Source organism: Acidobacteriota bacterium (assembly GCA_034211275.1).
Taxonomy (GTDB): domain Bacteria; phylum Acidobacteriota; class Thermoanaerobaculia; order Multivoradales; family JAHZIX01; genus JAGQSE01.
Window position 1 is genome coordinate 59,550 of record JAXHTF010000004.1, and the last position, 23,193, is coordinate 82,742.

The 23,193-nt window shown below is 67.2% G+C and carries 22 protein-coding genes; 10 read left to right on the forward strand and 12 right to left on the reverse strand.

Translation table 11 applies throughout. The annotated features are described in order from the left end of the window. Window positions 1-244: 244 nt before the first annotated feature. The 8 genes from SX243_01750 to SX243_01785 all read right to left on the reverse strand — a co-directional run bounded on the left by SX243_01750 (window position 245) and on the right by SX243_01785 (window position 10,825). The gene (locus tag SX243_01750; GenBank protein MDY7091675.1) at window positions 245-1,792 is read right to left on the reverse strand and encodes a caspase family protein; all 1,548 of its coding nucleotides are present in this window, start codon (window positions 1,790-1,792) and stop codon (window positions 245-247) included. Continuing rightward, window positions 1,789-1,959, reverse strand: coding sequence for a hypothetical protein (locus SX243_01755; protein MDY7091676.1), 171 nt, complete (start codon window positions 1,957-1,959; stop codon window positions 1,789-1,791). The genes SX243_01750 and SX243_01755 overlap by 4 nt, the downstream gene beginning before the upstream one ends. A 78-nt stretch (window positions 1,960-2,037) precedes the next feature. Beyond that, entirely contained in the window at window positions 2,038-5,391 is a 3,354-nt protein-coding gene (locus SX243_01760; protein ID MDY7091677.1) for a CHAT domain-containing tetratricopeptide repeat protein, read from the reverse strand. Between the two features lie 118 nt (window positions 5,392-5,509). Next, the gene (locus SX243_01765) at window positions 5,510-6,313 is read right to left on the reverse strand and encodes a zf-HC2 domain-containing protein (GenBank protein ID MDY7091678.1); all 804 of its coding nucleotides are present in this window, start codon (window positions 6,311-6,313) and stop codon (window positions 5,510-5,512) included. Continuing rightward, the gene (locus tag SX243_01770; protein ID MDY7091679.1) at window positions 6,306-6,956 is read right to left on the reverse strand and encodes a sigma-70 family RNA polymerase sigma factor; all 651 of its coding nucleotides are present in this window, start codon (window positions 6,954-6,956) and stop codon (window positions 6,306-6,308) included. The genes SX243_01765 and SX243_01770 overlap by 8 nt, the downstream gene beginning before the upstream one ends. Window positions 6,957-6,999: 43 nt before the next feature. Continuing rightward, window positions 7,000-9,483 carry a phosphoenolpyruvate synthase gene (gene ppsA / locus SX243_01775; GenBank protein ID MDY7091680.1) on the reverse strand — a complete coding sequence of 828 codons (2,484 nt, stop codon included), beginning with the start codon at window positions 9,481-9,483 and terminating at the stop codon, window positions 7,000-7,002. A 340-nt stretch (window positions 9,484-9,823) separates the two neighbouring features. Further along, the gene (locus tag SX243_01780) at window positions 9,824-10,081 is read right to left on the reverse strand and encodes a ferredoxin family protein (GenBank protein ID MDY7091681.1); all 258 of its coding nucleotides are present in this window, start codon (window positions 10,079-10,081) and stop codon (window positions 9,824-9,826) included. A 147-nt stretch (window positions 10,082-10,228) separates the two neighbouring features. Further along, window positions 10,229-10,825 (reverse strand): 7-carboxy-7-deazaguanine synthase QueE, encoded by a 597-nt coding sequence (locus tag SX243_01785; GenBank protein MDY7091682.1) that lies wholly within the window; start codon window positions 10,823-10,825, stop codon window positions 10,229-10,231. A gap of 717 nt (window positions 10,826-11,542) precedes the next feature. Between SX243_01785 and SX243_01790 the strand changes: the two genes are divergently transcribed. Genes SX243_01790 through SX243_01800 form a run of 3 tightly spaced genes read left to right on the forward strand, consistent with a single transcriptional unit; the run spans window position 11,543 to window position 14,494 of the window. Further along, on the forward strand, window positions 11,543-12,724 hold the full coding sequence (locus SX243_01790) for an acyl-protein synthetase (GenBank protein MDY7091683.1): 1,182 nt from the start codon (window positions 11,543-11,545) through the stop codon (window positions 12,722-12,724). Continuing rightward, window positions 12,721-14,022: an acyl-CoA reductase gene (locus SX243_01795; protein ID MDY7091684.1), complete on the forward strand. Its 1,302-nt coding sequence runs from the start codon at window positions 12,721-12,723 to the stop codon at window positions 14,020-14,022. Before SX243_01790 ends, SX243_01795 begins: the two co-directional genes overlap by 4 nt. A 46-nt stretch (window positions 14,023-14,068) precedes the next feature. After that, complete coding sequence (locus tag SX243_01800) at window positions 14,069-14,494, forward strand: VOC family protein (GenBank protein ID MDY7091685.1); 426 nt, start codon at window positions 14,069-14,071, stop codon at window positions 14,492-14,494. Here the strand turns inward: SX243_01800 and SX243_01805 are convergent. The 4 genes from SX243_01805 to SX243_01820 all read right to left on the reverse strand — a co-directional run bounded on the left by SX243_01805 (window position 14,456) and on the right by SX243_01820 (window position 18,157). Continuing rightward, on the reverse strand, window positions 14,456-15,082 hold the full coding sequence (locus tag SX243_01805) for a DUF4276 family protein (GenBank protein MDY7091686.1): 627 nt from the start codon (window positions 15,080-15,082) through the stop codon (window positions 14,456-14,458). The genes SX243_01800 and SX243_01805 overlap by 39 nt on opposite strands. Further along, window positions 15,079-16,335 carry an AAA family ATPase gene (locus SX243_01810; GenBank protein ID MDY7091687.1) on the reverse strand — a complete coding sequence of 419 codons (1,257 nt, stop codon included), beginning with the start codon at window positions 16,333-16,335 and terminating at the stop codon, window positions 15,079-15,081. Before SX243_01810 ends, SX243_01805 begins: the two co-directional genes overlap by 4 nt. A 235-nt stretch (window positions 16,336-16,570) precedes the next feature. After that, window positions 16,571-17,752, reverse strand: a complete 1,182-nt coding sequence (locus SX243_01815; GenBank protein ID MDY7091688.1) for a Calx-beta domain-containing protein — start codon at window positions 17,750-17,752, stop codon at window positions 16,571-16,573. Between the two features lie 159 nt (window positions 17,753-17,911). Continuing rightward, window positions 17,912-18,157 (reverse strand): alpha/beta hydrolase, encoded by a 246-nt coding sequence (locus tag SX243_01820; GenBank protein ID MDY7091689.1) that lies wholly within the window; start codon window positions 18,155-18,157, stop codon window positions 17,912-17,914. 158 nt (window positions 18,158-18,315) lie between these two features. Between SX243_01820 and SX243_01825 the strand changes: the two genes are divergently transcribed. The 7 genes from SX243_01825 to SX243_01855 all read left to right on the forward strand — a co-directional run bounded on the left by SX243_01825 (window position 18,316) and on the right by SX243_01855 (window position 23,115). Further along, on the forward strand, window positions 18,316-19,392 hold the full coding sequence (locus tag SX243_01825) for a DUF4388 domain-containing protein (protein ID MDY7091690.1): 1,077 nt from the start codon (window positions 18,316-18,318) through the stop codon (window positions 19,390-19,392). Further along, the gene (locus SX243_01830; GenBank protein MDY7091691.1) at window positions 19,389-20,381 is read left to right on the forward strand and encodes a PAS domain-containing protein; all 993 of its coding nucleotides are present in this window, start codon (window positions 19,389-19,391) and stop codon (window positions 20,379-20,381) included. The genes SX243_01825 and SX243_01830 overlap by 4 nt, the downstream gene beginning before the upstream one ends. Next, window positions 20,374-20,583 carry a hypothetical protein gene (locus SX243_01835; GenBank protein MDY7091692.1) on the forward strand — a complete coding sequence of 70 codons (210 nt, stop codon included), beginning with the start codon at window positions 20,374-20,376 and terminating at the stop codon, window positions 20,581-20,583. The genes SX243_01830 and SX243_01835 overlap by 8 nt, the downstream gene beginning before the upstream one ends. Before the next feature lie 71 nt (window positions 20,584-20,654). Further along, a complete protein-coding gene (locus SX243_01840) occupies window positions 20,655-21,164 on the forward strand; it encodes a TfoX/Sxy family protein (GenBank protein MDY7091693.1) in 510 nt (169 codons plus the stop codon). After that, window positions 21,161-21,880 (forward strand): 5-formyltetrahydrofolate cyclo-ligase, encoded by a 720-nt coding sequence (locus SX243_01845; protein ID MDY7091694.1) that lies wholly within the window; start codon window positions 21,161-21,163, stop codon window positions 21,878-21,880. Before SX243_01840 ends, SX243_01845 begins: the two co-directional genes overlap by 4 nt. Window positions 21,881-22,241: 361 nt before the next feature. Beyond that, the gene (locus SX243_01850) at window positions 22,242-22,856 is read left to right on the forward strand and encodes a hypothetical protein (GenBank protein MDY7091695.1); all 615 of its coding nucleotides are present in this window, start codon (window positions 22,242-22,244) and stop codon (window positions 22,854-22,856) included. A 13-nt stretch (window positions 22,857-22,869) separates the two neighbouring features. After that, a complete protein-coding gene (locus SX243_01855) occupies window positions 22,870-23,115 on the forward strand; it encodes a hypothetical protein (protein ID MDY7091696.1) in 246 nt (81 codons plus the stop codon). The last annotated feature ends 78 nt before the right edge of the window (window positions 23,116-23,193 follow it).

Below are 23,193 nucleotides of genomic sequence, written 5' to 3' on the forward strand. Positions count from 1 at the left end.
GTCGGGGAGTGAGGGCTGTGAAGTCAGGGCTGGGCTCGAAGAGGATCGGCCGCCACTGCCCCGAGGCTGCCCAATGAGGGAACGGGGACGTCGAGGTCGAGCCTGGAGAGCTCGCTGGTGGCTCCGCCCAGGCTCCCGGGAGTGGCAGAGTTGAGAGAAGGAGGAGCAGCGCGACGCCCACGAGACGGGCTGGATGGCTGGAGTTCTTCATGGTTGGTCCTGTCGAGGATTTGGCAGCTCGGGGTCAGCACTTGGTGCCGGCGAGAGGGCTCTCGGTCGATGCGGGAGCCTCTCGGACCTCGAAGCAGTGGGTGACGGTGGCCCAGTCGCCGGCGAGGTGGAGCAGGTGCTGGAGGCCAGTAGTGAAGGAGGTGTTGAAGGAGGAATTGAGGGAGCTGCCGGCGTCGGCGGGGGAGCCGGTGGACGGCGGGGCCGAACGCCACGGGGGCTGGCGCAGGCAGGAGAAATCCGCCGGCTGGGTGGTGGCGAAGAGCTTGATCCGCTCGGTACCGTGGCGTGGTTTCCCGCTCTCGGCAGGTTGGGTGCTCGGCGGGAGCTGGAGGTGGAGGGCGGCTCCCTGCGGGCGCATGCCGAGGCGCAGGACGCCCCCCGGCGGCAGCGGTTCTTGGGATCCCGGCACGGGGTACAGTACGCTGATGCGGCCGGTGAGGCCAAAGTCCAGGAGCGCCGGATAGATCGTCTGGTCCGCATGGTTGTGCACCTCGATGCCCAGCCGCGTGCCCTCCGGCAGGCAGGGGCCGTCGCCGGCATCGAGCGCCAGGGGCTCCCAGGAGCCGTCCTGCCGCCGGCGGTGCAGTCGCAGCTCCACCCGGCCGGCGAGGGCGCTGTTTCGGTCTCGATTGTCCACAGCGAGGGTGGTGAAGAAGCGGGCTTGGAGTTGCTGGTCCTGAATGGGCGGAAGCCCGGGGAGGTCGTTGACTCCGAAGAGCTGGCGATCCCGGGCGCCCTCCAGCTGGGGGTGTTGGAGTGGGTAGCGGGCGGTGATGCGGGGGGCGAGGCGCTGGAAGATCTGCCGATAGGAAGAGCCGGCGGGGGCTGTCTGCAGCTCGCAGCCGAGGAAGAAGGTGAGGGCGCCGTGGGGCTCGCTGCCGTCGCGGTGCTCGTAGGCCGACTCGTCGTCACGGCACGCGGAGAGGAGGGTGTAGCGATCTCCCAGCTCCGCCAGCGAGGCCCAACTGCCTCTGCGGCAAGGTCGGGCCGATCGGACGCCGGCGAGCCTTGCCTTGGGGCTGGCGGTCACCGGTGACGGCGGCAGCTCGGCGACCGGCCGGTGGTCTGCGTCTACCCGCCGCACGGCGAAGCCCAGCGGATCCCGGCTGAGGGTTGCGGAATGGCAGCAGTCGAAGATCAGGGTCACGGCGTCGGTGCGCCGGGTCAGGCTTAGCAGCCAGTGGTGGATCTCGTCGTCGCTGATGTCACGGTTGGGATGAGACCCTCGCCCGCTGTCGTAGGGGACGAGGGTCTCATCGTAGCCGTCGGGTTCGTCGCCCTCCCGATCCCGCATCTGGGATCCGTGACCGCTGAAGTGCAGCACCACCCGGTGGCCTTCGCCGGTGGCTTCCAGAAGCTCCTCCAGGGCTTCGAGGATTCCCGCCCGAGTCGCTGCTGCGTCGAGCAGCAGGCGCGGGTTGGGGAAGGCGAAGCGTTGCCGGAGGAGCCGAGCCATGAGGCGGGCGTCGTGGACGCAGCCGTCGAGCTGGTTCTCTGGCGGAAAGCCCGGATAGCGGTCGATGCCGATGACCAGAGCGTGACCGGGGGGCGGCGCGCTCATTCCGCCTTGGGAACGTCGCGGCCGTCCTTGCCCTCGTCCTTGCTGTCGCCGGAGCCACCGGCACTGCGGTTCAGGGAGGAGGTCGCCGCAGAATCCTCCGGGCGCAGGCTGTCGGCAGAGTCGTTGGAGAGGGAGCGGTCGTTGGCGGGGGGGAAGTTCTGAGGCATGGTGGGGTCTCCTTGGTTGGTTCGGTTTTGGGTGATTTGGATCTCCGGTGTTGGGAGCGCGGCGGGTCCGCGCCTTCTTCAGTACAGATCCGACGCCTCCTCCAGGGTGTGAGGAATGGGTTGGGATTTCTCCGACAAGGTCGTTGCTGGGGAGCCGACCCCGACCAGCACGAAGCCGGCCCAGAAGGCGGGGGCGCGCCAGGCCGCTTCTTGTTGGAGGGAGAGCTGGGCATGGCGGAGCGCCTCGCCGGCGGGGAGGCCTTGGTCCAGCAGGCCGGTGTAAAAATGCCCCATGAGCGCGGCCGTGGCGCGGTCGCTCACCGGCCACAGGCTCACCACCACCCCCGTGGCGCCGGCGTAGAGGAATCCGTCGGTGAGCCCCACCAGGCCTTCCCCCCGCAGCTCCTGCCCCAGGGCCGTGCGGCAGGCGCTGAGCACCACCAGGTCGGCGGAGAGGGAGAGACCGTAGAGCTCGTGGGCGCGCAACCGGCCGTCGCCGGTACCTCCGTCGTCAGTGCCGCTGGGAGAGAGCAGCAGCGCCGAGAGCTGGGGACGGCGGGAGTCGAGGAGGGCGTGAGTGGCGAAGTGGAGGATGCGATATTCCGCCAGCCGGCCGCTGGTGACCTGTTGCCGCGTGGCGTCGAGGCCGAGGAGAGCCAGCCGCTGCTCGGGAGCTACCCGCTGGAGAATCTCCTCCGCCTCCCGGGCGGCGTGTTCGAGGTGGGGTAGGGGCGCGCCGGCAGCCGGTTCTACCGCTTCGGATCCCTCCCAGCGGGGATCGTCCGGACCGAGGACCGGATCCCCTACCACCGCGAGCAGCTTCGGTGCCGGGGCGCTGTTGCCAGCCTGGGAACGCTGGGCAGTCTGGGAACGGAGCGCGGAGAGCACCGCCAGGGACGGTGCCCGAACCACCTCGAAGCGGGTGATCAATGGCTCGTCGGAAGGACCCTGGGGCCAGGGCAGGGCGGCGAAGGGCACATAGTGCAGGGCACCGTCGGGGACGATGAGCAGCCGTCGGGAGCGCACCTCGGAGGCGAGGGGTCCCAGCAGCAGGTCGGAGAGCTCCCGGGCCGCGATGCGGGCCTGGCCTCGGGCGGTGCGTTGATGGCTGGCGGCGAGGAGCCGGTGGAGGCGGCGGGCGGCGTCCTCGATGCGCCGGCGGGGCGGTAGCTCGACGGCGTGGAGATCTTCACCGGTGGACCACCACAAGAAGCTCCGCTCTTCCCCGAGAGCGAAGTAGAGCAGCATCGTCTCTTCCTCCCGCAGCTGCCGTTGCAGCGCTTTCCAGTCGAGTGCTGGCCCTTCCAGCGCATCGCGGGCGGAGCCGGCGGCTTGGCGGGGCTGGTGGTGCTGGAACTCTCCGCGCAGCTTATCGAGCTCCCGCAGCAGCTCCCGCAAGGCTCGGTCCCGATCCTCCGCCGTCAGTTTGGGCGACGAGGGAGCTCGCTGGAGCTCAGCGATATCGGCCCCGAGCTCCTGACGCCGGCGGCGCAGGTCTGGAGATGGATCCGGGGACTGCACTGCCTCCTGGGTGTCTGCTGCTGCCCGCAGCGAGGTCAGTAGATTCTGCGCCCGAGCCCGCTCGCTGGTCTCCAGCGCCTTCAGCATCCACCCCTGGTTCGGGCGTCGAGAGTGGAGCTCCATCGAAAGGTCCACCGCCAGCTCGTAGGCGGGGTAGCGGACATCGAGGAAGGCCGAGCGCAGGGTTGGTCGCCGGGTGGTGTGGTGATGGGATTCGAGCAGCGCCAGGGCCGCCTCGACGCTGCCCATGGCGCCTTCGAGCTCCCCCAGGTCCCGCCGGGCTCGGGCGTAGCCCACCCGGGCGCTGGCCTCGGCGTGGCGATCCCCGACCTCGCGGAGCAGCGGCAGCGCTCGGCGGAAGCTTTCGACGGCGAGGTCGGCGCGCCCCCGCTGCCGGTGTAGGTGGCCGAGGTTGGCCAGGGTGTTGGCGAGGCCGAAGGTGTCCCCCGATTCCTCCAGCAGATCTCGGGCGGCACCGTAGGTTTCGAGAGCTTGGGAGAGCTCACCCTGGGCGGCGAGCACCGTGCCCAGGCGGTCGAGGGTGGTGGCCTCGCCGCGGCGGTCTCCGACGGTCCGCCGTAGCCCGAGGGCCTTCCGCAGCTCCTGAGCGGCCCGCCGGTGGTCTCCTTGGAGGTGATGACCCCAGCCGATGGCGGTGAGGGTGACGGCCTCCCCTCGGCGATCCCCCAGGCTGCGGCGAAGGCCGAGGGCGCGGTGGAGGAAGTCCGCGGCTTCCGCGTCACGGCCCGCCAGGGCGTAGAGGGTGCCCAGGTTGTGCAGGGTGTTGGCTTCTTCCCCGGGGTCGGCGACCCGGCGCCAGAGCTCCAGCGCCGCCTCGTAGTGCTCCAGGGCTCGTTCCAGATCGCCGCCGTTGTCGTAGACCACCGCGAGGTTGTTGAGGGCCAGAGCCTGGCCCCGGAGGTCGCCGATCTCTCGATAGAGCTCCAGGGCCTGAAGGTTGGCGTCCAGCGCTTGCTCCGGCTGGCCGGTGAGACGGTAGGCCCGGCCCATGGAGGAGAGCAGGCTGGCTCGTTGGCTGGGGCTGGCTTGTTGGCTGGGACTGGCTCGTTGGCTGGGGTTGGCTTGTTGGCTAGGGTTGGCCTGGCTGGATCTTGGCTGATCTTCGGTGACAGCGGTCTGGAGTAGGGCGAGGGAGTGTTGGTAGTGACGCAGGGCCGTGGTCATGGCGCCGCGGCGGGCCAGGAGGCGGCCCAGGCGCAGGTGGGCGACGGATTGGCGCAGCGAGTCGGCGAGGCTGCCGTAGAGCTCCGCGGCCTCGGCGTAGGCGGCGAGAGGAGGGCGAGCCCCGCGGGTGGAGAGATCCTCTGCCAGCTCGTCCCCCCGGTGGAGAGCGGCGGCGGCCCGCAAGCGCAGCTGGTCCTCGAGCTCCGGAGCCCGTGGCCCGTCGAGGCTGAGCCGATAGTGACCCGGCGGGCCGAGGGCGGCTTCTCCGGTGACGGCTTCTCCGGTGATTGGCGGTGTCGCCTCCCCGGATTCCGAGGCCGGCTGCGGAACCGAGGGTGGCTGCCAGGGGCTCAGCCGCAGCTCGTAGCTTCCCGCTTCGGAGGCTAGCCAGACCAATTCCTCCGGCCCCCAACCACCGTCCAGGTCGTCCACATCCGCCACCGTCTCGCCGCCGGGAGCGTGGAGGCGGAGCACCACGTCGGTGCCCAGCTGCTGGACGGCGATGCGCACGAAGTGGCCGACCTCGAGGTCCAGGCGGTAGCGGTGGGGCTGTTCTCGGGCGAAGCTCCCCTCGATTTCTCGGGGCAGCGGCGGCAGGGATGGCGCCGAGCTCGCCTCGGGGGCCGGGTCGCCGGCGGGAGCACAGGCGTGGAGGAGCACGCATCCCAGCCATAGGCAAAAGCGGCCGATGAGGATCGGCCTGCGTTGGGAAGCGGCAGCCGCCACGGAAGCTCCTCTCGTAGCAGGGTGAGCTGGGCGTAAACCTTTAGTTTATCACTAGCTCTTGTAGGCGGGGACTCTCGCCGGTCCCACCGCTGTTTCGGGATCAGCCCCGAGGCCCGCCTCAGGGCTCCGCTACCCGCAGAGGAAAGTCGCCGATCTCCACCCACCGATCCTGCTCCAGCCCGAGCACCCGCAGGCGGTAGCTTCCGGGGGGGAGGAAGCTGCGGTGGAGCACTACCGAGAAGGTGTTGTAAGGGCTGGGGGTCAGTCCCCGGCGCTGCCAAATCTCCTTCCCTTCGTCGTCCTCGATGACCAGCTGGTGGTCGTCATAGAAGGTGCTCTCCGAGATGCCAGGGGCCGGGGCGTTGAGGATCAGGGTGATCCATTCTGCGTCCGCTGGAAGCTCCGGCGCCGGATCCTCCGGGGTGTTCCCGGTCCCGTCGATGGGGGCACGGAGGGAATCCTCCAGGTAGAGATCCTGGACGGCGACGTTCACCCGCGGTTCGGAAAGATGGTCGATCTTGCCCTGGAGCCGGAAGAGCTGGAAGAGCAGGCCGGCGGCGATCAGTAGTGAGGCGGCGAGGAGGGTGGGGAGCAGCTTGCCCAGAGCCGGTTGTTGGGGATGCCGGGCGGTGGGGGTGGAGCCTGCGGCCATGGGGGGAGCGGCAGGAACACTCCGGTCGGAGCTCTGCGATTCCTCCAAATTTTCGCCGCTGGCCAGTTCCTGGAGGCCCAGCAGCAGCCCCGTGCAGTGGCGGCACCACAGCAGGTGCTCCTGCATCGAAGCTTCCTGGATCTCGTCCAGCTCGCCGTGATGATAGGCCGCCAGCGCCTCCGGCTCCGGGTGCTCGGTGGACGCGTCCCGGGCTTGCCGTTCCAAGGCCTGGCGGAGCTCGGATTCCAAGGGCCGCTTCGATTCATCCATGGTCGCCTCCCGCACTGGTTGCGCCCGCGTCGGTAGATTCCCGGCTCAGCTCGTCGCGCAGACGGCGGCGAGCCTGAAAGAGGTGAGAGCGGACGGTCTCCGGCGACAGCCGCAGGGTCACCGCGATCTCCTCGTAGCTGAGCTCCTGGAACGAGCGGAGGATCAGGCATTGACGCATCCGCTGCGGGAGCGCTTGGACCGCCGCCAGCAGGCTGCGGGTGCGTTCGCCGTCGAGGAGGGCGGATTCGGGGTCCCGGCGCTGGCCGGTGAGGCCGATGGGCAAGCCCGCCGCCGGCGGTTCCCGGGGCGACGCCGGTGTCTCCATCTCGTCCAGGGGCATCTCCTGGCCACTCCGCTTCGCCGCGGATCGCCGCCGCAGGTACTGGCGGAAGACGTTGGTGGCGATGCTGAACAACCAACTCTGGAAGCGCGCCTCACGACGAAACGCGCTGATATTGGAGTAGATCCGGAGAAAGGTCTCCTGTGTGAGGTCCTGGCTCTCTTCCGGCTTCAGCCCCTGGCGCAGGAAGAAGCGCTGGAGCCGAGGACGGAAGCGCTGGACCAGCTGCTGGAAGTTCTCCTCGGTGGATTCACCGTCCCGCAGCTGGTCGATGAGCGTCCGAAGCTGAGGGTCTTGATCCATGGCGCACCGCCTTTTGGGCAGCCTAGCATGGGCCTTGGATGCGTCATTCAGCGGGAGCGTCCAGCTGCTTCTCCGCGTCGAGGATCTCCAACGTGGTCTTGAGCACCGCGTCGGGGTTGAGGGAAATGCTGTCGATGCCCTCGCGGATCAGGAAGCGGGCGAAGTCCGGATAATCGCTGGGGGCCTGGCCGCAGATGCCGATCTTGCGGCCGGCGGCCTTGGCGGCGCGGATGGCCTGGGCCACCATGCGCATCACCGCCTCGTTGCGCTCGTCGAAGAGGTGGGCGATGAGCTCCGAGTCCCGGTCCACCCCCAGGGTCAGCTGGGTGAGGTCGTTGGAGCCGATGGAGAAGCCGTCGAAGTCCTGGGCGAATTCCTCCGCCAACACCACGTTGGAGGGGATCTCGCACATGATGTAGAGCTCCAGGCCGTTCTCTCCCCGCTGCAGCCCGTGGCGGGCCATCTCCGCCTGCACCCGCCGGCCCTCCTCGGGGGTACGGCAGAAGGGGACCATGATCTTGACGTTGGTCAGCCCGAAGTCTTCGCGCACCTTGCGCAGGGCCTGGCATTCGAGGCCGAAGGCTTCGCGGTAGCGCTCGTCGTAGTAGCGGGAGGCGCCGCGGTAGCCGAGCATGGGGTTCTCCTCGGCGGGCTCGTAGGGCGCGCCGCCGATGAGGTGGGCGTATTCGTTGGTCTTGAAGTCCGACAGCCGCACGATCACCGGCCGCGGGTAGAAGGCGGCGGCGATGGTCCCCACCCCCTCCGCCAGCCGGTCGACGAAGAAGCTGGAGGGATCGTCGTAGCCCGCCATGGCCTCGCGGATCTGCCGGCGCACGGCGTCGTCCTCCAGCCGGTCGAAGTCGAGCAGCGCCTGGGGGTGGACCTGGATGGAGTTGGAGATGATGAATTCCTCCCGCGCCAGACCGACGCCGTCGCAGGGCAGGAAGGAGAGGCGGAAGGCCTCGGTGGGGTCGGCCACGTTCATCAGGATCTCGGTGCGGGGGCGCTCCAGGCCGGTGAGGTCGGTGCGCTCGACGGTGAAGTCCAGCTCTCCCTCGTAGACGTAACCCGTATCCCCTTCGGCGCAGGAGATGGTCACCATCTGGCCGGTGGTCAGGGCTTCGGTGCCGTCCTCGGTGCCGACGATGGCCGGCACTCCCAGCTCCCGGCTGACGATGGCGGCATGGCAGGTGCGGCCGCCGCGGTTGGTGACGATGGCGGCGGCGCGCTTCATCACCGGCTCCCAATCGGGGTCGGTCTTGTCGGTGACCAACACCTCTCCCCGCTGGAATTCGTCGAGCTGGGAGGGGTTGGCGATGACCCGCACCGGGCCGCTGCCGATGAGCTCGCCGACGGCGCGGCCGCGGGTCAGGACCTTGCCCCGGCTCTGCAGCTGGTAGCGTTCCAGCACTTGCGTCTGCTTCTGGGATTGCACCGTCTCCGGCCGCGCCTGGACGATGAAGAGCTCGCCGGTGAGGCCGTCCTTGGCCCACTCCATGTCCATGGGGGTGGGGCGGCCGTGCTGGGCGCTGTAGTGGTCCTCGATGATCATCGCCCAGCGGGCCAGGGTCAGCAACTCGTCGTCGGCGATGGAGAAGCGGGCGCGGTCCCCGGGGGCCACCGGGACGTTCTTGGTCATGCGGCTGCCGCCCTCGTCATAGACCAACTTGAACTCTTTGGTTCCCAGATGGCGGCGGAGGATGGGCCGCTTGCCTTCCCGCAGGGTGGGTTTGAAGATGTAGAACTCGTCGGGATTCACCGCCCCCTGGACCACGTTCTCCCCCAGGCCGTAGGCGCTGTTGATCAGCACCGCGTCCCGGAAGCCGGTCTCGGTGTCGATGGAGAACATCACCCCCGAGGAGGCGAGGTCCGAACGCACCATGCGCTGGACTCCCACCGACAGCGCCACCTCCAGCTGGTCGAAGCCGTGGTGGGCGCGGTAGGAGATGGCCCGGTCGGTGAACAGGGAGGCGAAGCAGCGCCGGCAGGTGTCGAGGAGGGGGCCGTGACCGCGGACGTTGAGGTAGGTCTCCTGCTGGCCGGCGAAGCTGGCCTCGGGCAGGTCCTCGGCGGTGGCGGAAGAGCGCACCGCCACGTCGACGCCGCCTTCGACGCCAGCGCTGAGGGCGTCGTAGGCCTCCAGGAGCTCCCGCTCCAGGTCGTCCGGCAGGGGAGTGGCGAGGACGGCGTGGCGAAGCTGCCGGCCGCGGCGCCGGAGGTCGTCCAGGTCACGGACGTCCAGGCCGTCGAGGAGCTGTCGGATGCGTTGATCGAGGCCCCCCGCCGCCAGAAAGTGACGAAAGGCGTCAGAGACGGTGGCGAAGCCGTCGGGCACCCGCACGCCGCGGGCACCGAGCTCGCGCACCATTTCCCCCAAGGAGGCGTTCTTGCCTCCCACCAGGGGCACGTCGGCGAGGCTCAATTCCCGGAACCATCGGATGTGCCGGCCCCGGGGCTGGGGACTTTCTTGATCGCTGGCCTGGGAGGTAGGGGTGTGGGGGGGACGGTCCGCGATATCCGCTCGCATGGCATGCTCCTTTCTCACCACCGCAGTCGCCGGGGGCGACTCGAAGGGGAGAAGGGCTCGCTACCGAGCGAGGACGGAGAGAGTAGGGGAGAAACCAGATCCAAGGCTCGGTTCGAGCCCATCTCTCAACCGTAGTCTACGATGAGAGCAGCTACCTTTTGGGGCAGGCGCCGGGGTGGGGATCTAGACCTGTCAAACTCCGGGGTATGCGGCTCCGGCTCCTCGGCGGCGTCGAGGCCGGAGGAGCCGGGACGGGAAAGGACTGCTAGGAGCCTGGGAGAAGGGTCTCCCGGGATGGCTCGATCCGCGGCTCAGGCCCGGATCGCCTGCTTCGAGGGGCTCAGCCGGGAGGCTCGAGGTCGAAGTGCTCGTAATTCTTCGCGATGAAGGCGTACCACTTCTCCGGGACTTCTTCCTCCGGAACGATGGCTTCCACCGGGCAGGCGTCGACGCACAGGCCGCAGTCGATGCACTCTTCCGGATGAATGTAAAGCATCTCCCAGTCTTCGTCCTTGCCGTAAATGCAATCCACCGGGCAGACATCCACGCAGGCGGTGTCTTTAACGCCGATGCAGGGCTCCATGATGATGTGGGTCAAGTTCGATTCCTCCCGAAATGGGTTCATGCCGACTCGAGGGTCGAAGTGTTGGTTGACTGTATCAGGATGATACCGCGGTAAGGGAATCCGCCGGGGATTGATAGAATCCGTTGGCTGAGGAGCCGGGGAGCGTGGAAGGCCTCGAGCTCATCGGATCCGCCAGTCCTTGTGCTGCTGCACGGAAAGTCGCCAAGGCGGGTTGTTCTTCACCAGCTCGATGCACCACTGGAGCGTCCGGGGATCCAGGTTCTCCCCATCGAAGGCCGGAGAGATCAAGTAGTGATCCGCCTCCACGACGGTGTGGACGATCTCTTGGCCGTAGCCCCGCACGTATTTGACCTCGTCGGCGCGGCGCTGGCGGATGGCGTGCTCGGCGACCTTGGGGCTGACGGTGATCCAATCGAGGCCCTCCGGCAGCTCCATGCTGCCGTTGGTCTCGATGGCCAGCTGGTATCCGGCGCCGTGGAGTCCGTCGATGAGCTCCCGATCCACCTGCAGCGCCGGTTCGCCGCCGGTGAGAACGACCCACCGGCAGTCCTGGGAGAGCTGGCGCATTTCCTCGAGGATCTCCTCGAGGCTTATGCGCCGCCCGGATTCGAACTCCGTGTCGCAGTCGAAACCGTGGGTTTCCCGCTTGCAGCGCAGATTGCATTTGGAGAATCGCAGGAAGAGATTCGCCGTGCCCGCCCGCACGCCCTCCCCTTGGAGGCTGTAGAAGATTTCGTTGACCTGGTAAGTGCTCATGATGGGCTCGTCGTTTCGGCAGCGCCCCAACGCCGCGGAGGCCGAGGGACAAGCAGGGATCATCCCATGGATCCCCGCCCTGGCTCAATTCTCGGCCTGCCCTGAAAATACCCGCCGGCTGCTATGCCCACTACCTGCAACGACGACTCCTCCACCTCCTCGTCACTCCTGCGAAGGCAGGAGTCCACGCCTTGAGGAGGAGTGATAGCTGACTATCCGCCTTGTAGCTTCCTGAACGGGCCCTCTGTGCCGTGAAGATGCCTTGCCGTTGCAGCACCGCGTGGATTCCCGCCTTCGCGGGAATGACGGGGTGGTCGTAGCAACGGCGAACGCGGTAGGAGAGGACAGCGGATCTTCCTCGCCACAGCAGAGCCCCGGCGGCACAGCAGAGTCCCGGAGGCACAGCAGAGCCCCGGCGGCAAAGCAGAGCCCCGGAGGCACAGCAGAGCCCCGGCGGCACAGCAGAGCCCCGGAGGGGCGGAGGCATCTAGCCCGGGGCGCAAGCCCCGGGTATGCGATCCCAAGGATTCCCAAGCCCCGGAGGGGCGACAGCAACTGCTGCCCTGAGAATACCCCCGACCACAACGAGCTACTTTCATCCTCGAGGGTGATTCGAGAAACATCCCCGACTGCTAGCATCGCCGGGAGTCGTCGGTTGTGCAGGACCTTCGAACACCGAGGAACGACGTGAGCACGGAAGAGAGCCCAGGAGAGTCGATGGATGCGCAGAGGGTAGCGGCAACGGACGCCGAGGCGCGGCCGGGCCTGCGCCGGCGCATCCTCGCGCTCATCGACCGGCTGGCGGATGGCAGCCGGGACGACGCAGCCCGGGACGCCGTACTGGTGGATATCGCCCGCTGGCAGGCCACGCGGGTCGAGCCCTACCGCCGACTCCTCGCCGCCGCGGCGCCAGATCCGGCGGCGCTTCCGGTGGCGGTGGAAGATCCTTCCGGCTTGCCGGCGGTGCCCACCGACGTCTTCCGCTTCGCTCGGGTGGCGGCGCACCCGCCGGCGGCGGACTTGCGCACCTTCCGCACCAGCGGCACCACCTCCGGTGCCCGGGGAGCCGCCTCGCTCTCGGACCTCGGGCTCTACGATGCCGCGGCGCGGGCCTGGGCGGCGCACATGCTCTTTCCCGACGACGAGCCCCTGACCTTGGCCATTTTGGCTCCCCACGAGGACGAGGCGCCGGATTCCTCCCTCGCCTACATGCTGGCGCGCTTCGCCGAGTGGTTTGGTGCCGGCGACAGCGCCTGGGTGTGGAGCGGCGGGGAGCTGTGGATCCCGCGACTGGAACAGCTGCTGAACGCTGCGGAGAGCTCCGGGCGGCCGTTGGCGCTGCTGGGGACCTCCTTCGCCTTCGTCCACGCCGAGGACGCCTTCGCCGAGCGCCGGTGGCGCCTTCCCGCCGGCAGCCGCCTGATGCAGACCGGCGGCTACAAGGGCCGCTCCCGGGAGATCGAGGCGGCGGAGATGCGCCGGCTGCTGTCTCGCCGCTACGGTCTCGGCGAACCCTGGATCGTCGCTGAGTACGGCATGACCGAGCTCTCCTCCCAACTCTATGAATCGACCCTGCGGGACGCCTGGCTGGGGCGGCCGGTGGGTCCCCGGCGGCTCTTGGCTCCCGGCTGGGTGCGCACGGCGCTGGTGCATGGAGAGACGCTGGCGGAGGTCCCGGAGGGCGGCGAAGGGTTGGTGCGCATCGACGACGCCGCCAATCTAGACACCGCCTGGGCGATTCAGACCTCGGACCGGGGCCGCCGGGTTGGGGAGGATGGCTTGGAGATCCTGGGCCGCGCCGCCGGTGCGGTGCCCCGGGGCTGCTCGTTGGCGGCTCAAGAGGCGCTGGGGAGATCCGGACTGGCGTCCGCCGGGGCATCGCAGGAGCCCTCTTCGTGACCGCTGGCCATCAGCTCTCCGGTGCCAAGGCCCCATCCGTCGCAGCCATCGGGGAGCACGCCCGAGCTTTGGGAAAGGCGCGGGGACCGCTGATGGCTTGGACGGTGTCGGAGCGGGCCGCGGCGCTGGCTTCGGCGGTGGCGATCCTGCGGGATCCCGCTTCCGCTCTGGGACGCCGGGCCCGGCAGGAGCTCCCCGCCAGCACCGGTCTGTCACCGCAGATGGTGGAGTGGGCGCTGGAGGCGGCGCTGGGGGAGATCGATGCCGAGCTCTTGGAACAGCTGTGGCGGGAGGCTCACCCGCCGCGGCCGGGGCTGGTGCCCGTTGCGCCGCGGTGCACCGGCGCCATCCTCGCCGGCAATGTCTTCGTGGCCTCGCTGCAGGTGATCCTGCTGGCGCTGCTGGCGGGCTCGCCGGTGCTGTGCAAGGCTTCCTCCCGGGATGACCTCTTCCCGCGCTTGTTGGTGGAGGCCTTGGAGCAGGTGGATTCTCGACTGGGCCGGGCTGCGGCGGTGGTCACCTTCGCCGGGGGGGACGCGTCCCTGGAGGCAGCCCTGATGGCCGCCTGCGACGTCCTGGTGGTCTACGGAAGTGACGAGACGGTGCAGGCGGTGCGGGCCGCCAGCCCTGCTGCTCTGCAGCTGGTAGAGCACGGTCACGGCTTCGGGGCCGGTTTTGTCGATGCTGAGACAGCCGCTTCGGAGGAGCTGCTGGCTCTGGCGGCGGAAGCCTTCGCCCTCGACGTCGCCGCTTATGACCAGCGGGGTTGTCTGTCGCCCCAGCTGCTATGGGTCGAGGGACCCGAGGCCGCCGGCCGGGGCTTCGCCAAGGCCCTTCACGCAGCTCTAAAGCGCCGGGAGGAGGAGCTGCCTCGGGGGCCCTTGCCGCCGGACGTCGCCGCCCAGCAGATGCAATGGCGGGGAGTGGTGGCGGCCACCGGCGAGCTGTGGGAAGGGCCGGGCCACGGGGTCGCCTGGCTGCCGTCCGGAGAGCCTCTTTCCGGCCCGGGGTGGCGCAACATCGCCGTTCTGCCCTGCGATGGCTTTCCAGCGGTGGCGCGGCGGCTGGCCCCCGCCGGTCGGCAGGTCAAATGCCTTGGCCTGGCGACGAGGCAGCCCGACCTCGATTCCTTCGCCGCCGCTCTGGCATCTTTTGGGGCATCTTCTGGGGCGCCTGCCTGGGCACCGCGGCTCTGTGTCGCCGGCTCGATGCAGCGGCCTCCCTTCGACGGCCTGTGGGACGGCCGTCCGGTGCTCGGTAGCCTGCTGCGCTGGATCGGCGCCGGAGCCCTTTCCTGAACCCTGATTCTTCGCTGGATCTCCCGACACCTTCTTTGGAGCGATCATGGATCTCAATCAAATCACCCTCCCCGCCAGCGACCTGGAACGCTCCGTGGCGTTCTACCGCACCCTGGGCCTGCGCCTCATCGTCGACTCGGTGCCGCGCTACGCTCGTTTCGAGTGTCCCGACGGCGGCTCGACCTTCTCCCTGCACCACGTCGACGACGCCCAGCCCAGCGAGGGCCTGACCGTCTACTTCGAATGCGCTGACGTCGACGCCGAGGTGGCTCGCCTGGAAGCCGCCGGACTGATCTTCGAGAGCCAACCGGTGGATCAGCGCTGGCTGTGGCGGGAGGCCCACCTCCTGGACCCCGACGGCCACCGCATCTGCCTCTTCCACGGCGGCGAAAACCGCCGCAATCCGCCATGGCGGGTGTCGGATCGTGGGGGATTAGCCGGTGACGGCTTCGAGCAGAGTGTCGCGAAATAGGCGACAGCTGGGAGAACGATTTTCCGACCAGTCGATCTCGCCGCCGATTGCGCGGGCCGCTTCGATCTTGTTGAGACCGCTGGGAAAGTAGCCCTTCTGCTGAAGGAGGCGCTCTAGAGCTTCCCAGGTACCACCGGAAATACCATCCGGCTGCCGGTACTTGGCACCTCGGGGAACCGTGGGAGAGGCCTTCGGAAAGCAGCGGCGGACGGCGTTCCAGTCCCCGAAGTACCAGGCCTCCAATTCCTCGATAGCCAGCCGGCTGACGACCTGCCAGCTTCCGGCTTCCGGGCGGCTGCTGCGGCTCGTCAGGCTGGCTCGGCGAAAGATCGCTTCAATCCGCCCTTTCAATTTCCGGCAGTCCTCCGCATCCCGGTCCACCAAGACCACGATGCGCCAGTTCGGTGGCAGCCAGCGGCTGTATCCGCTCAGGCGGGCCGGCAGCTTGCGCAGCAGGTCGTGCTTGCCTTGGAATCGATGCGCTTCGAAAGTGACACAGTCGGGTAGCAGCCGCGGCAGTGAGGCCTGGAGGAACGCCTCCATGGACAGATCCTCGACCAGGAATTCCAGGTGGGAGACGGGGCTCAACGTTGCGAGATCCTGGGACGAGTCGGATCTCCGGAGCTCACCAGCGGATCACCGAGGCCGAAGTACCCCTCCATCCAGAGGTGGCCCAGATCGGCGCCGGTTTCGATGAACTGTGGGATGCCTTGAATCTCGGAGGTGCGGACGGCCTGGGTGTAGCCTTGCTCGTCTCGGTACAGCACCCTGACCTCCTTGGGCCGGAGGGGGCCGAGAAAATAGGGTGAGTGGGTGGTGACCAGCACTTGCCCACGCCCGGCGGCCTTTCGGCACTCCTCCGCGAGCTCCGGCAGGAGGCGCGGGTGAAGGAAGTTCTCGGGCTCCTCGATGCCGACGAAGGGCGGCAGGTTGGGGTCGTAGAGCAGAACCAGGTAGGCGAGCATCTTGAGGGTGCCGTCGGAGGCGAAGCGCGCAAGGATTGGATTGTCGAAGGGGGCGTCCTTGATCTGGAGCAGGAGCCGGCCGTCGGGCATGGCGTCGGCCACGACCTTCTCGATGCGGGGAATCCGTCGCCGCAGCACCTGGAAGATCTCTTGCAGCCGGTCTTCGTGCAGCTCGGCCAGGTATTGGATGACGTTGGCCAGGTTGTCCCCGGTGCGGGAGAGCCGCTCCTGGGGGCCCGCGTCCGGCTGCTGGCGTGTGTCTTCCACGGAAAAATAGGAGACGTACCAGCCGGTGATGAAATCTCGTAGAGCCACGACCCGTGGATGCTCCGCGAACTGACCTAGGGCGTTGACTGCGATGAGGTCGGAGGATTTGAGGGGGATCTCCTTGCGCTCCGCTTTCTCATCGGGACTGTCCCCGCTGATAGCTCGACCCTGACCTTCCTTGTAGTCCAGAAAGCGGAATGGCTTGCCATGTTGGCCTCGCCGCCACTGGAGCCATTCTTCCAGCACCACCGGAGCTCCATCCCGCTCGTCCACCGCCAGGTGGTAGGTGATCAGGGGGGTCTTGCGGGTCTCACGGTACTTGAGCTCGATGACCACGGGCCCCTGGCTTCCCCGGGTCTTGAGCTCCTTGGCGCGGCCCCGGCGGTCCCAGGCTCGACGCAGTCCGCTCTCGAAGCACTCGGAGAGGAAGGCGAAGACATCGAAGACGGTAGATTTGCCGCTGCCGTTGGGGCCCAGGAGCACGGTGAGGGGCGTCAGGTCTTTGAGCTCGACCAGCTTGAGGGCGCGGTAGTTCTCCACTCGGAGGTATTCGATGCGGGCAACAGATGGGCGTTGCTCGTTCCGTTGGCGCTGGAAAGCTGGGCTCACGGGGTACTCCTCGCAGGTCTCGCGACGCGGTTCCGGGTTGATGATCCGGCAAGCTCGATTCGAAGCGTCGTCCGGTAAATCCTACCAGGATCTAAACTTGCAGCTGTCCCTTATCGGATAGATACCCATAGCAAAAAACCCCTCACCCACCCGCGCGAGGCGCTCGGGAGGATGAGGGGGCCGAAGCTAGGGGCTTCGAGGGGGCTTGAAGCCCCTAGCGTTCGCTCCTAGCCGTTCAGGGACAGGAGTCGAAGGCCTTGGTGTCGGTCACCGCCAGCGGAATGTTGCCGACGGGGTTGTCGTAGGTGTTGACCTCGCCGGTGTCCAGATCCGTGACTTCCATGGTGAAGCCCAGGTTGGTGGTGGCGGAGAAGAAGACCCAGAAGTGACCGTTTACCGGGCAACCGTTGAGCACCTTGATCAAGAGCTCGATGTTGGAATCATCGAAGAACCAGATCAGGCCGGAGCCGTCGGAGGCGGGGATGACGTTGAAGGGGCCGGTGTTGCCGTCCTTGTCCTCCCAGCTGCCGACGATCTGGAAGCGGCCGTCGAGGAGGCAGAGGGTTTGGCCGTCGGGCACGCAGGCGCCGTCCCCGCCGCCGTCGTCGTCGACGATGACGATGGATGCGACATCCCGGGCGCCGAGGGTGGCGTCGCCGGTGGCGTTGGTGAGCAGGACGCTGATGGTCTCCAGGTCTTCCGGCTCGGTATCGTCCACCAGCGGCACAGCGACGGTCTGGATCCCTTCCTCGCCATCGGCCCAGCTGAGGGTGCCGGCGGTGGTGATGTAGTCGTCTCCGGCGATGGCGCTGCCGTCCATGGTGGAGAAGTCCACCGTGACGTCGCCGGCGGTGCCTTCGCGCTCGACCTCGAAGATCGCCTCACCGGAGCTTTCGAAGGCCGGGAAGGCGACGGCGGTGAGCTTGATGGTGCTGGCCGGATCGTCGGGATCATCGGGATCGTCCGGGTCGTCCCCGCCGTCGTCGGAGCGGTCGCTGGGCCGGATGCGCACTACGGTGCGGCTGACGGCGCCGATCTCCAGATTCCCGGTGGGGTTGGAGAGCTCGATGCCGAAGGTCTCGAGGCCTTCGTCCAGGTCGTCGTCGAAGATGACGACGGTGAAGCTCTTGTCGCTACGGTCGCCATCGTCCCAGTTGAGGGTGCCGGTGGTTTCTTCGTAGTCGACGCCGGCTTCGGCGCTGCCGGCGGTGGTGGCGTAGTCGACGCTGACCGCGCCGGTATTGCCACGTTGGCGCTTGACCACGATGGTGACTTCTTCGGTTTCCTCGGTCACCGGAAAGGACGCGCCACGAAACTGGGCGAAGCCCGCGTCGTCGGGCTTCATCGCCCAAAGGGCAGTGGGGCTGAGTAGCCAAATTGCGAGCAGGGCTACGCAGAGCGGTAATCGTTTGAACATGTGAAAGCCTCCCGGAAAATATTGAACAGACGAGAGGACTATAGCCATGTGTACACTTGCGGTCAAATTGATATCCGGTTCGCGGTATGCGCCCGGGAGACTCGGATTAGGCGATTCGAATCGATGGGCCTGCGAAGGGAGAAGAGAGAAGGGAGAAGGTCAGGGCAGGAAGCCGAGATCGCCGTGGAAGCGCTGGGTCAGGGCCAAGCCGTGGCAGCCGCGGGGAAGCTCGGCGAGGACCTGGCTGAATGAGAACCAGGAGTCGGTATAGCCGTGGAGGAAGATCACCCCCTTGCCCAGGCCGCGTCCGGTCTCGGCGTATTCGAGGGTCACTCCGTTGTCGAGAGTGATGGTGTCGAGGGTGTCGCCCGCTCTGCTTCGTTTTTCGCCTATGCATATGGACAAATACTGGTCAATACCTGGACGATCCGTGTTGACATCCAGTTCATCGGCATAAATTCTTCGCGGAAGGAAGGAATATGAGCAGCCGGGTCGCCCTAGTCGTACATCAGGATTTAAAGACACTCCAGAAGATCTGCGGGTCCATCTCGCGAGCCGGTTTGATGGTGGTGTCCGATTCCTCCAGCGCGTCGGCCCTCGACCGGATGAAGGAAGGCGCGTTCTCGATGCCGGACGTCCTGGTCACGGAGCTCGATGGCCGGCGGTCGGAGCGAGCCGGGCTGTTGGAGTATCTGCGGGCCAACCCGCTGACGGAGACTTTGCCGGTGGTGATGCTGGCGTCGGATGGGGAGAAGGGCGAAGAAGCGCGGCGCCGGGCCCTGAGCTTGGGAATCAGCCACTGGGTTCTTCCCCCCTTCGATGACCAGGACGTCGAACAGAGTCTGCTCGCAGCCTTGGATGCGCAGCCGGAGCAGCGCCCCCTCACCGGCTCTCTCGATCAGCTGGGTTTCGCCGACCTGGTGCAGACGCTGGAGGTCAATCACAAAACCGGTGTTCTGACCTTCACCAACGGGCCGCTCACCGGGACGCTGTGGTTTCGGGAAGGTCAGGTGGTGCACGCCGGTACCGGCGAGGGTTTGAGGGGGAGGGAGGCCTTCTACTCCCTCGCCCTTTGGGAGCGCGGGCTGTTCGAGGCGAGCTTCAGCTCGATCTCGGTGCCGGAGACCATCGGTGAGCGCACCTCCTTTTTGCTCATGGAGGCGATGCGGCGCAAGGACGAAGCGAGACGTCAGGCCGAGGCTCCACCCCATGCGGCGCTGCCGGATCCGCCGCCACCGCCGCCGCGGGAGCTACTGGCCTTGCACCGTGGTCTAACCCTGCTCAACGTGGCTGCGTCCTATGCCTCGGATTATGTCGAGGGCAAGCTGCTGGAACGCCGGTTGGAGTCGGTTCGGGAGGAATTGGCCGAGGAGCATCCGGTGCTGGAGCGCTTCCAGGTCCGGTCGAAAGGTCGGGTGGTGGTCGAGGAGCGGGAGGACCTGCCCGAGACGGAGGCATTGGTTCTCGCCGTGGCGCTGTGGCTTCGCCGTCTCTTCGAGCGCTTGGAGCATGGGTTGCCCGGACGCTTCGACCTGCAGCGGCTGAAATCGGTGACCGGGGCAGTGCACGACGATTTGGAAAGTCTAGGCTTTTACGCCGCTCTGGGATTGCCGGCGGCCAGTGAGGAGAGCGAGGGATGAACGAAGAGCTAAGCCACCTGAGCGCCGCCGACATCGACAGCCTGCCCTTTGGCTATGTCGCCCTGGGCGTCGACGGTACGATTCGCAAATACAACCGCTACGAGGCCGATCTGGCGCGCAAGGATCCGCAGGAGGTCTTGGGCAAGAATTTCTTCCGGGAGGTGGCTCCGTGCACTCAGGTGCAGGAGTTCGAGGGACGCTTCCGCAGCTTCGTCGAGGGCGAGAACGAGGAGCCGACGCTGGAGTTCGATTTCGAGTTCGACTTCCGCCACGGCAGCCAGCAGGTGCGCATCGCCTTCGTTCGCTCTCCCCTAGAACAAGAGATCATCATGACCGTCAACCGGGTGCGGGACCTGGGGTTGCCCCACTCGGCGGTGCTGGAGCAGGACATCAGCCGGGGCCGCCTCGCAGACTCCGAGGGGCAGCCGGTGGTGGCCACCCGTCAGGATTTCTGGGTGGCGTTGGAGGCCACCTTCGAGGGCTCGTCACCGGAGGAGCGGCAGGCGGCGCAGCATCGGCTGGGGGCCCGATGGGGTCAGCTTCACGCCCTACGGGTGGAGAGCTTCGTTCAGCGGGAGCATCTGCGCACTCTCCGGGAGGTCGAGCTGCAGGTGGCTCTGGAGAGTCTGTCCGGCTCCATCGGCAATATGGGGCTGGGACGCTTCGATGTTCACCTGGGCTATCGGGACCGCGGCCTGCTGCTGGTCACCCATCACCAAAGTCCCTTCGCCTCCATGCTCTCGGAGCGCGAGGGTTTCCGCTGCGCGATTCTCGCGGGACTCCACGCAGGCTTCCTCTCCTACGTCGCGGGTCGCCATCTGGTGGCGCGGGAGATCACCTGCAGTCAATCCGCCGAAGCTCCGTGCCGCTTCCTGGTGGGCACCGAGCGACGCCTGGAGCGGCTCTTCGATCCGGTGGAGGGCTCGACGGACGACCTATTGCTCCAGGCGCTGGGCGTCCGGTCCGCCCCCGGAGCCGACGATGAGTGAGCGGGATTCCAAGCCTGCCGCCCTGGGAGATTTGCTCGATCGGGTGAGCTGGGACTACGACCCGGAAGCGGAGCGGCTCTCCCCCCTGGTCTCCACCGAGCGCTACTTCCGCGACTTCCCCTGGGAGCCGGAAGGAGTCTTCGAGACTCCCGCCAAGGGGCCGGCACCGAATCCCGAAGCTTCCCAAGACACCTCCGACTGACCGCTCCCAAGAAGCTCTTCCCAGGGGGCGCGTCGTGCGAGCCTCGTCCTCGAGGGGAGGGTTTGGCCGGCATGCGGCGACCGCCCTGCCCCGGGCGACTGCGCACCGGCGGCGAGGCGCGATATCCTGTTCTCGAAGCGCGGGTTCTCGAAGCGGGACTTTCCGAAGAGCGGGAGTTCCGCCGGCGACAAATCGAAACACGAGGGGTCGAAGCATGGCGGCCCGAGGAATACGGTAGCCGGGAGAAGAGCATGGCCTATGACCCGGGAGTAGCCCAGCGTTTGCGGGAAGCGCTCCAGGAACGGCAGGATATTCGGGAAAAGAAGATGTTCGGCGGTCTCGCCTTTCTGCTCGGCGGCAATATGTGCTGCGGAGTGGTGGGGGACGAGATCATGGTGCGGGTGGGAGCGGAAGCCTACGAAGCGGCGTTGAATCATCCCCACGCCCGCAAAATGGACTTTACCGGTCAACCTCTGCGCGGATTCGTCTATGTCGCCGCCGAGGGCATTGAGGACGATGAAGAGCTGGAGGACTGGGTGCAGCGGGGGGTGGACTTCGCTGCTTCCTTGCCACCGAAATGAGCCCTGACGGGGCGCCGCCCGCAAAGCCCGAAGACAGGCCCGCGAAGCCTGAAGCCTCGCCAGCGAGTCCGGAAGCCTCGCCAGCGGAGCGCAAGCAGCGCCTGCGTCAGGACCTGCGACAGCGGCTGGAGGCTTTGACTCCGGAGCAGCGGCGCCGGCGGGGAGAGCGGGTGATGGAGCACGTGCTCGCCCTGCCGCAGCTGGCCTCCGCCCGCCGCGTCTTCACCTGCCTCTCCTTCGGGTTGGAGGTGGACACCTGGCCGCTGGTGGACCAGCTGCTGGCCCAGGGCCGGGAGCTATTCGTGCCGCGGGTCGAGCGCGGTGATCCGCAGATCTACGTTCATCCCTATCCCTCACCTCTGCGCACCCTCTCCTTCGGTCTGCGCCAACCCCTGGCCCTCGAGGCCGGGGGCACCGCGGCGCTGGCGCCGGAAGACCTCGACGACGGTCTGGACGTCGCGCTGATCCTCGGTCTCGGCTTTGACGCCGACGGCTACCGCCTGGGCTACGGCGCCGGCTATTTCGACCGCTTTCTCCACGCCCGCCCCTTCCCGGCCATCGGCCTGGCCTACGACTGTCAGCTGATGGACCAGCTGCCGGTGGAGCCCCACGACGTGCCCATGGCGGCGGTGGTAACGGAGAGCGGGGTACACCACCCCGCCCATCCCGCTGGTTCACCGGCGTCGCCGGAGGTCCCTTCGGACCAGCATCGCTGAGCGAAATCCATTCTTCGCTGATGGAGTCCCCGGGCTTCTCGGTACCGCCACAGGGGGACCCTCTCGAAGTCCTGGTGCCGGTGCAGCGGACCTCTCTCCGCAAGGATTTCCACTAAGACGCCGGCACCGCCGCGGGCTTCCCCTGTCACCGATCTTCCGTCCTGCCTGATCGGTCCGCCTGCAACCTCCCGCTCTCTGCTTCGTACCAAAGAGTAGTTTTTGCGTGTTTTCGCTGTCGGTAGTTTTTCTATCTGTGCGTGGCGTAGAGCAGGGCCTATCCTGAGCCGAGGAGCCTGCCCGCTTCTAGAGGATTTCTGCGCCCTTTGCATCGGCGCTCCGCGCCGGCCCTGGAGGTACAACGATGAAGCTCCGTTGGCAGGATTGGCTGGCTGGTTTGATGATCTTGGCGGCGGTGGGACTACTCATCGCCACCGGTGTCAAGCGTCTCAACCGCCCTCAATTGCCTCCCGTCGATTTGGCCCAGAGCACGCCGGTCGAGCCCGAGACGATCCTCTCCGCCGAGAATTTCACCTTTGAAGGCCCGCCTCCGGAGACCTCCGGAGATCGACTCCTGGCCCTTTTCGTGGTCACCGCCAAAGTTTGCGATCCCTGTATCTCCGAGATGTCGGACTACCTGGCCATGCTCGACGACCTCGATCTGGCCGGGGTGCCCCTGGAACCGGTGGCGCTGGTCTTCGAGCATGACGAGGCGTTGGCGCGGCGTTTCCTCGGCACCTCGGCCCTTCCGTTGGCCGGCGCCTACGGCTATCCCGGCGGCCTGGTGCAGCTCTTGGGGAAGCACCCCAAAGGCATCGTCCTCCAGCAGCTGGTCTTCATCGATACCCACACCGACACCCTTTTCTATCGAACGCTTCTGCCGAGCTCGATCACTCCGATCGAGCACAAGCAGGAAATCCTCGGGCGCATGGTGGAAGCGTTCCACCGGCAGCGCACCGAGACTCTCGTCAACCTCTAGAAAGGAGGCATTGATGCTTCGGAGGATTCTGCAAAACCGTACGGCCCGTTTGGTCCTGGCTGGCTTCGTCCTGGTGCTCGCCCTCGGCATGTTCCAGGCCGAAGAAGCGGAGGCCTGGGGCGGACCGTGCTGGATGTGTGTGTCCTACGACCTCTGTGGTCAGTCCGGGTTCGGCTATGAGGACTGTACCGTGACCAGCGGTGGCCACGGCTGTCTGCCGCAGTGCACGCCGCTGGGCGGGCCCTGCTTCTCGAATTAGTGACCTAACTCCCTGCGGCCTCTTCGGAGCCCGATTCCGCCGGTTTCGCCGGTTCTTCGGGTTTCGGGGGGGCCGGTC

Excerpts from the sequence above, each read along its gene's own strand:
- SX243_01750 (MDY7091675.1), bottom strand. The coding sequence starts at position 1,792 with ATGAGCGCGCCGCCCCCCGGTCACGCTCTGGTCATCGGCATCGACCGC.
- SX243_01755 (MDY7091676.1), bottom strand. The coding sequence starts at position 1,959 with ATGCCTCAGAACTTCCCCCCCGCCAACGACCGCTCCCTCTCCAACGAC.
- SX243_01765 (MDY7091678.1), bottom strand. The coding sequence starts at position 6,313 with ATGGATGAATCGAAGCGGCCCTTGGAATCCGAGCTCCGCCAGGCCTTG.
- SX243_01770 (MDY7091679.1), bottom strand. The coding sequence starts at position 6,956 with ATGGATCAAGACCCTCAGCTTCGGACGCTCATCGACCAGCTGCGGGAC.
- ppsA (MDY7091680.1), bottom strand. The coding sequence starts at position 9,483 with ATGCGAGCGGATATCGCGGACCGTCCCCCCCACACCCCTACCTCCCAG.
- SX243_01785 (MDY7091682.1), bottom strand. The coding sequence starts at position 10,825 with ATGAGCACTTACCAGGTCAACGAAATCTTCTACAGCCTCCAAGGGGAG.
- SX243_01790 (MDY7091683.1), top strand. The coding sequence starts at position 11,543 with ATGGATGCGCAGAGGGTAGCGGCAACGGACGCCGAGGCGCGGCCGGGC.
- SX243_01800 (MDY7091685.1), top strand. The coding sequence starts at position 14,069 with ATGGATCTCAATCAAATCACCCTCCCCGCCAGCGACCTGGAACGCTCC.
- SX243_01815 (MDY7091688.1), bottom strand. The coding sequence starts at position 17,752 with ATGTTCAAACGATTACCGCTCTGCGTAGCCCTGCTCGCAATTTGGCTA.
- SX243_01825 (MDY7091690.1), top strand. The coding sequence starts at position 18,316 with ATGGTGGTGTCCGATTCCTCCAGCGCGTCGGCCCTCGACCGGATGAAG.
- SX243_01830 (MDY7091691.1), top strand. The coding sequence starts at position 19,389 with ATGAACGAAGAGCTAAGCCACCTGAGCGCCGCCGACATCGACAGCCTG.
- SX243_01835 (MDY7091692.1), top strand. The coding sequence starts at position 20,374 with ATGAGTGAGCGGGATTCCAAGCCTGCCGCCCTGGGAGATTTGCTCGAT.
- SX243_01840 (MDY7091693.1), top strand. The coding sequence starts at position 20,655 with ATGCGGCGACCGCCCTGCCCCGGGCGACTGCGCACCGGCGGCGAGGCG.
- SX243_01845 (MDY7091694.1), top strand. The coding sequence starts at position 21,161 with ATGAGCCCTGACGGGGCGCCGCCCGCAAAGCCCGAAGACAGGCCCGCG.
- SX243_01850 (MDY7091695.1), top strand. The coding sequence starts at position 22,242 with ATGAAGCTCCGTTGGCAGGATTGGCTGGCTGGTTTGATGATCTTGGCG.
- SX243_01855 (MDY7091696.1), top strand. The coding sequence starts at position 22,870 with ATGCTTCGGAGGATTCTGCAAAACCGTACGGCCCGTTTGGTCCTGGCT.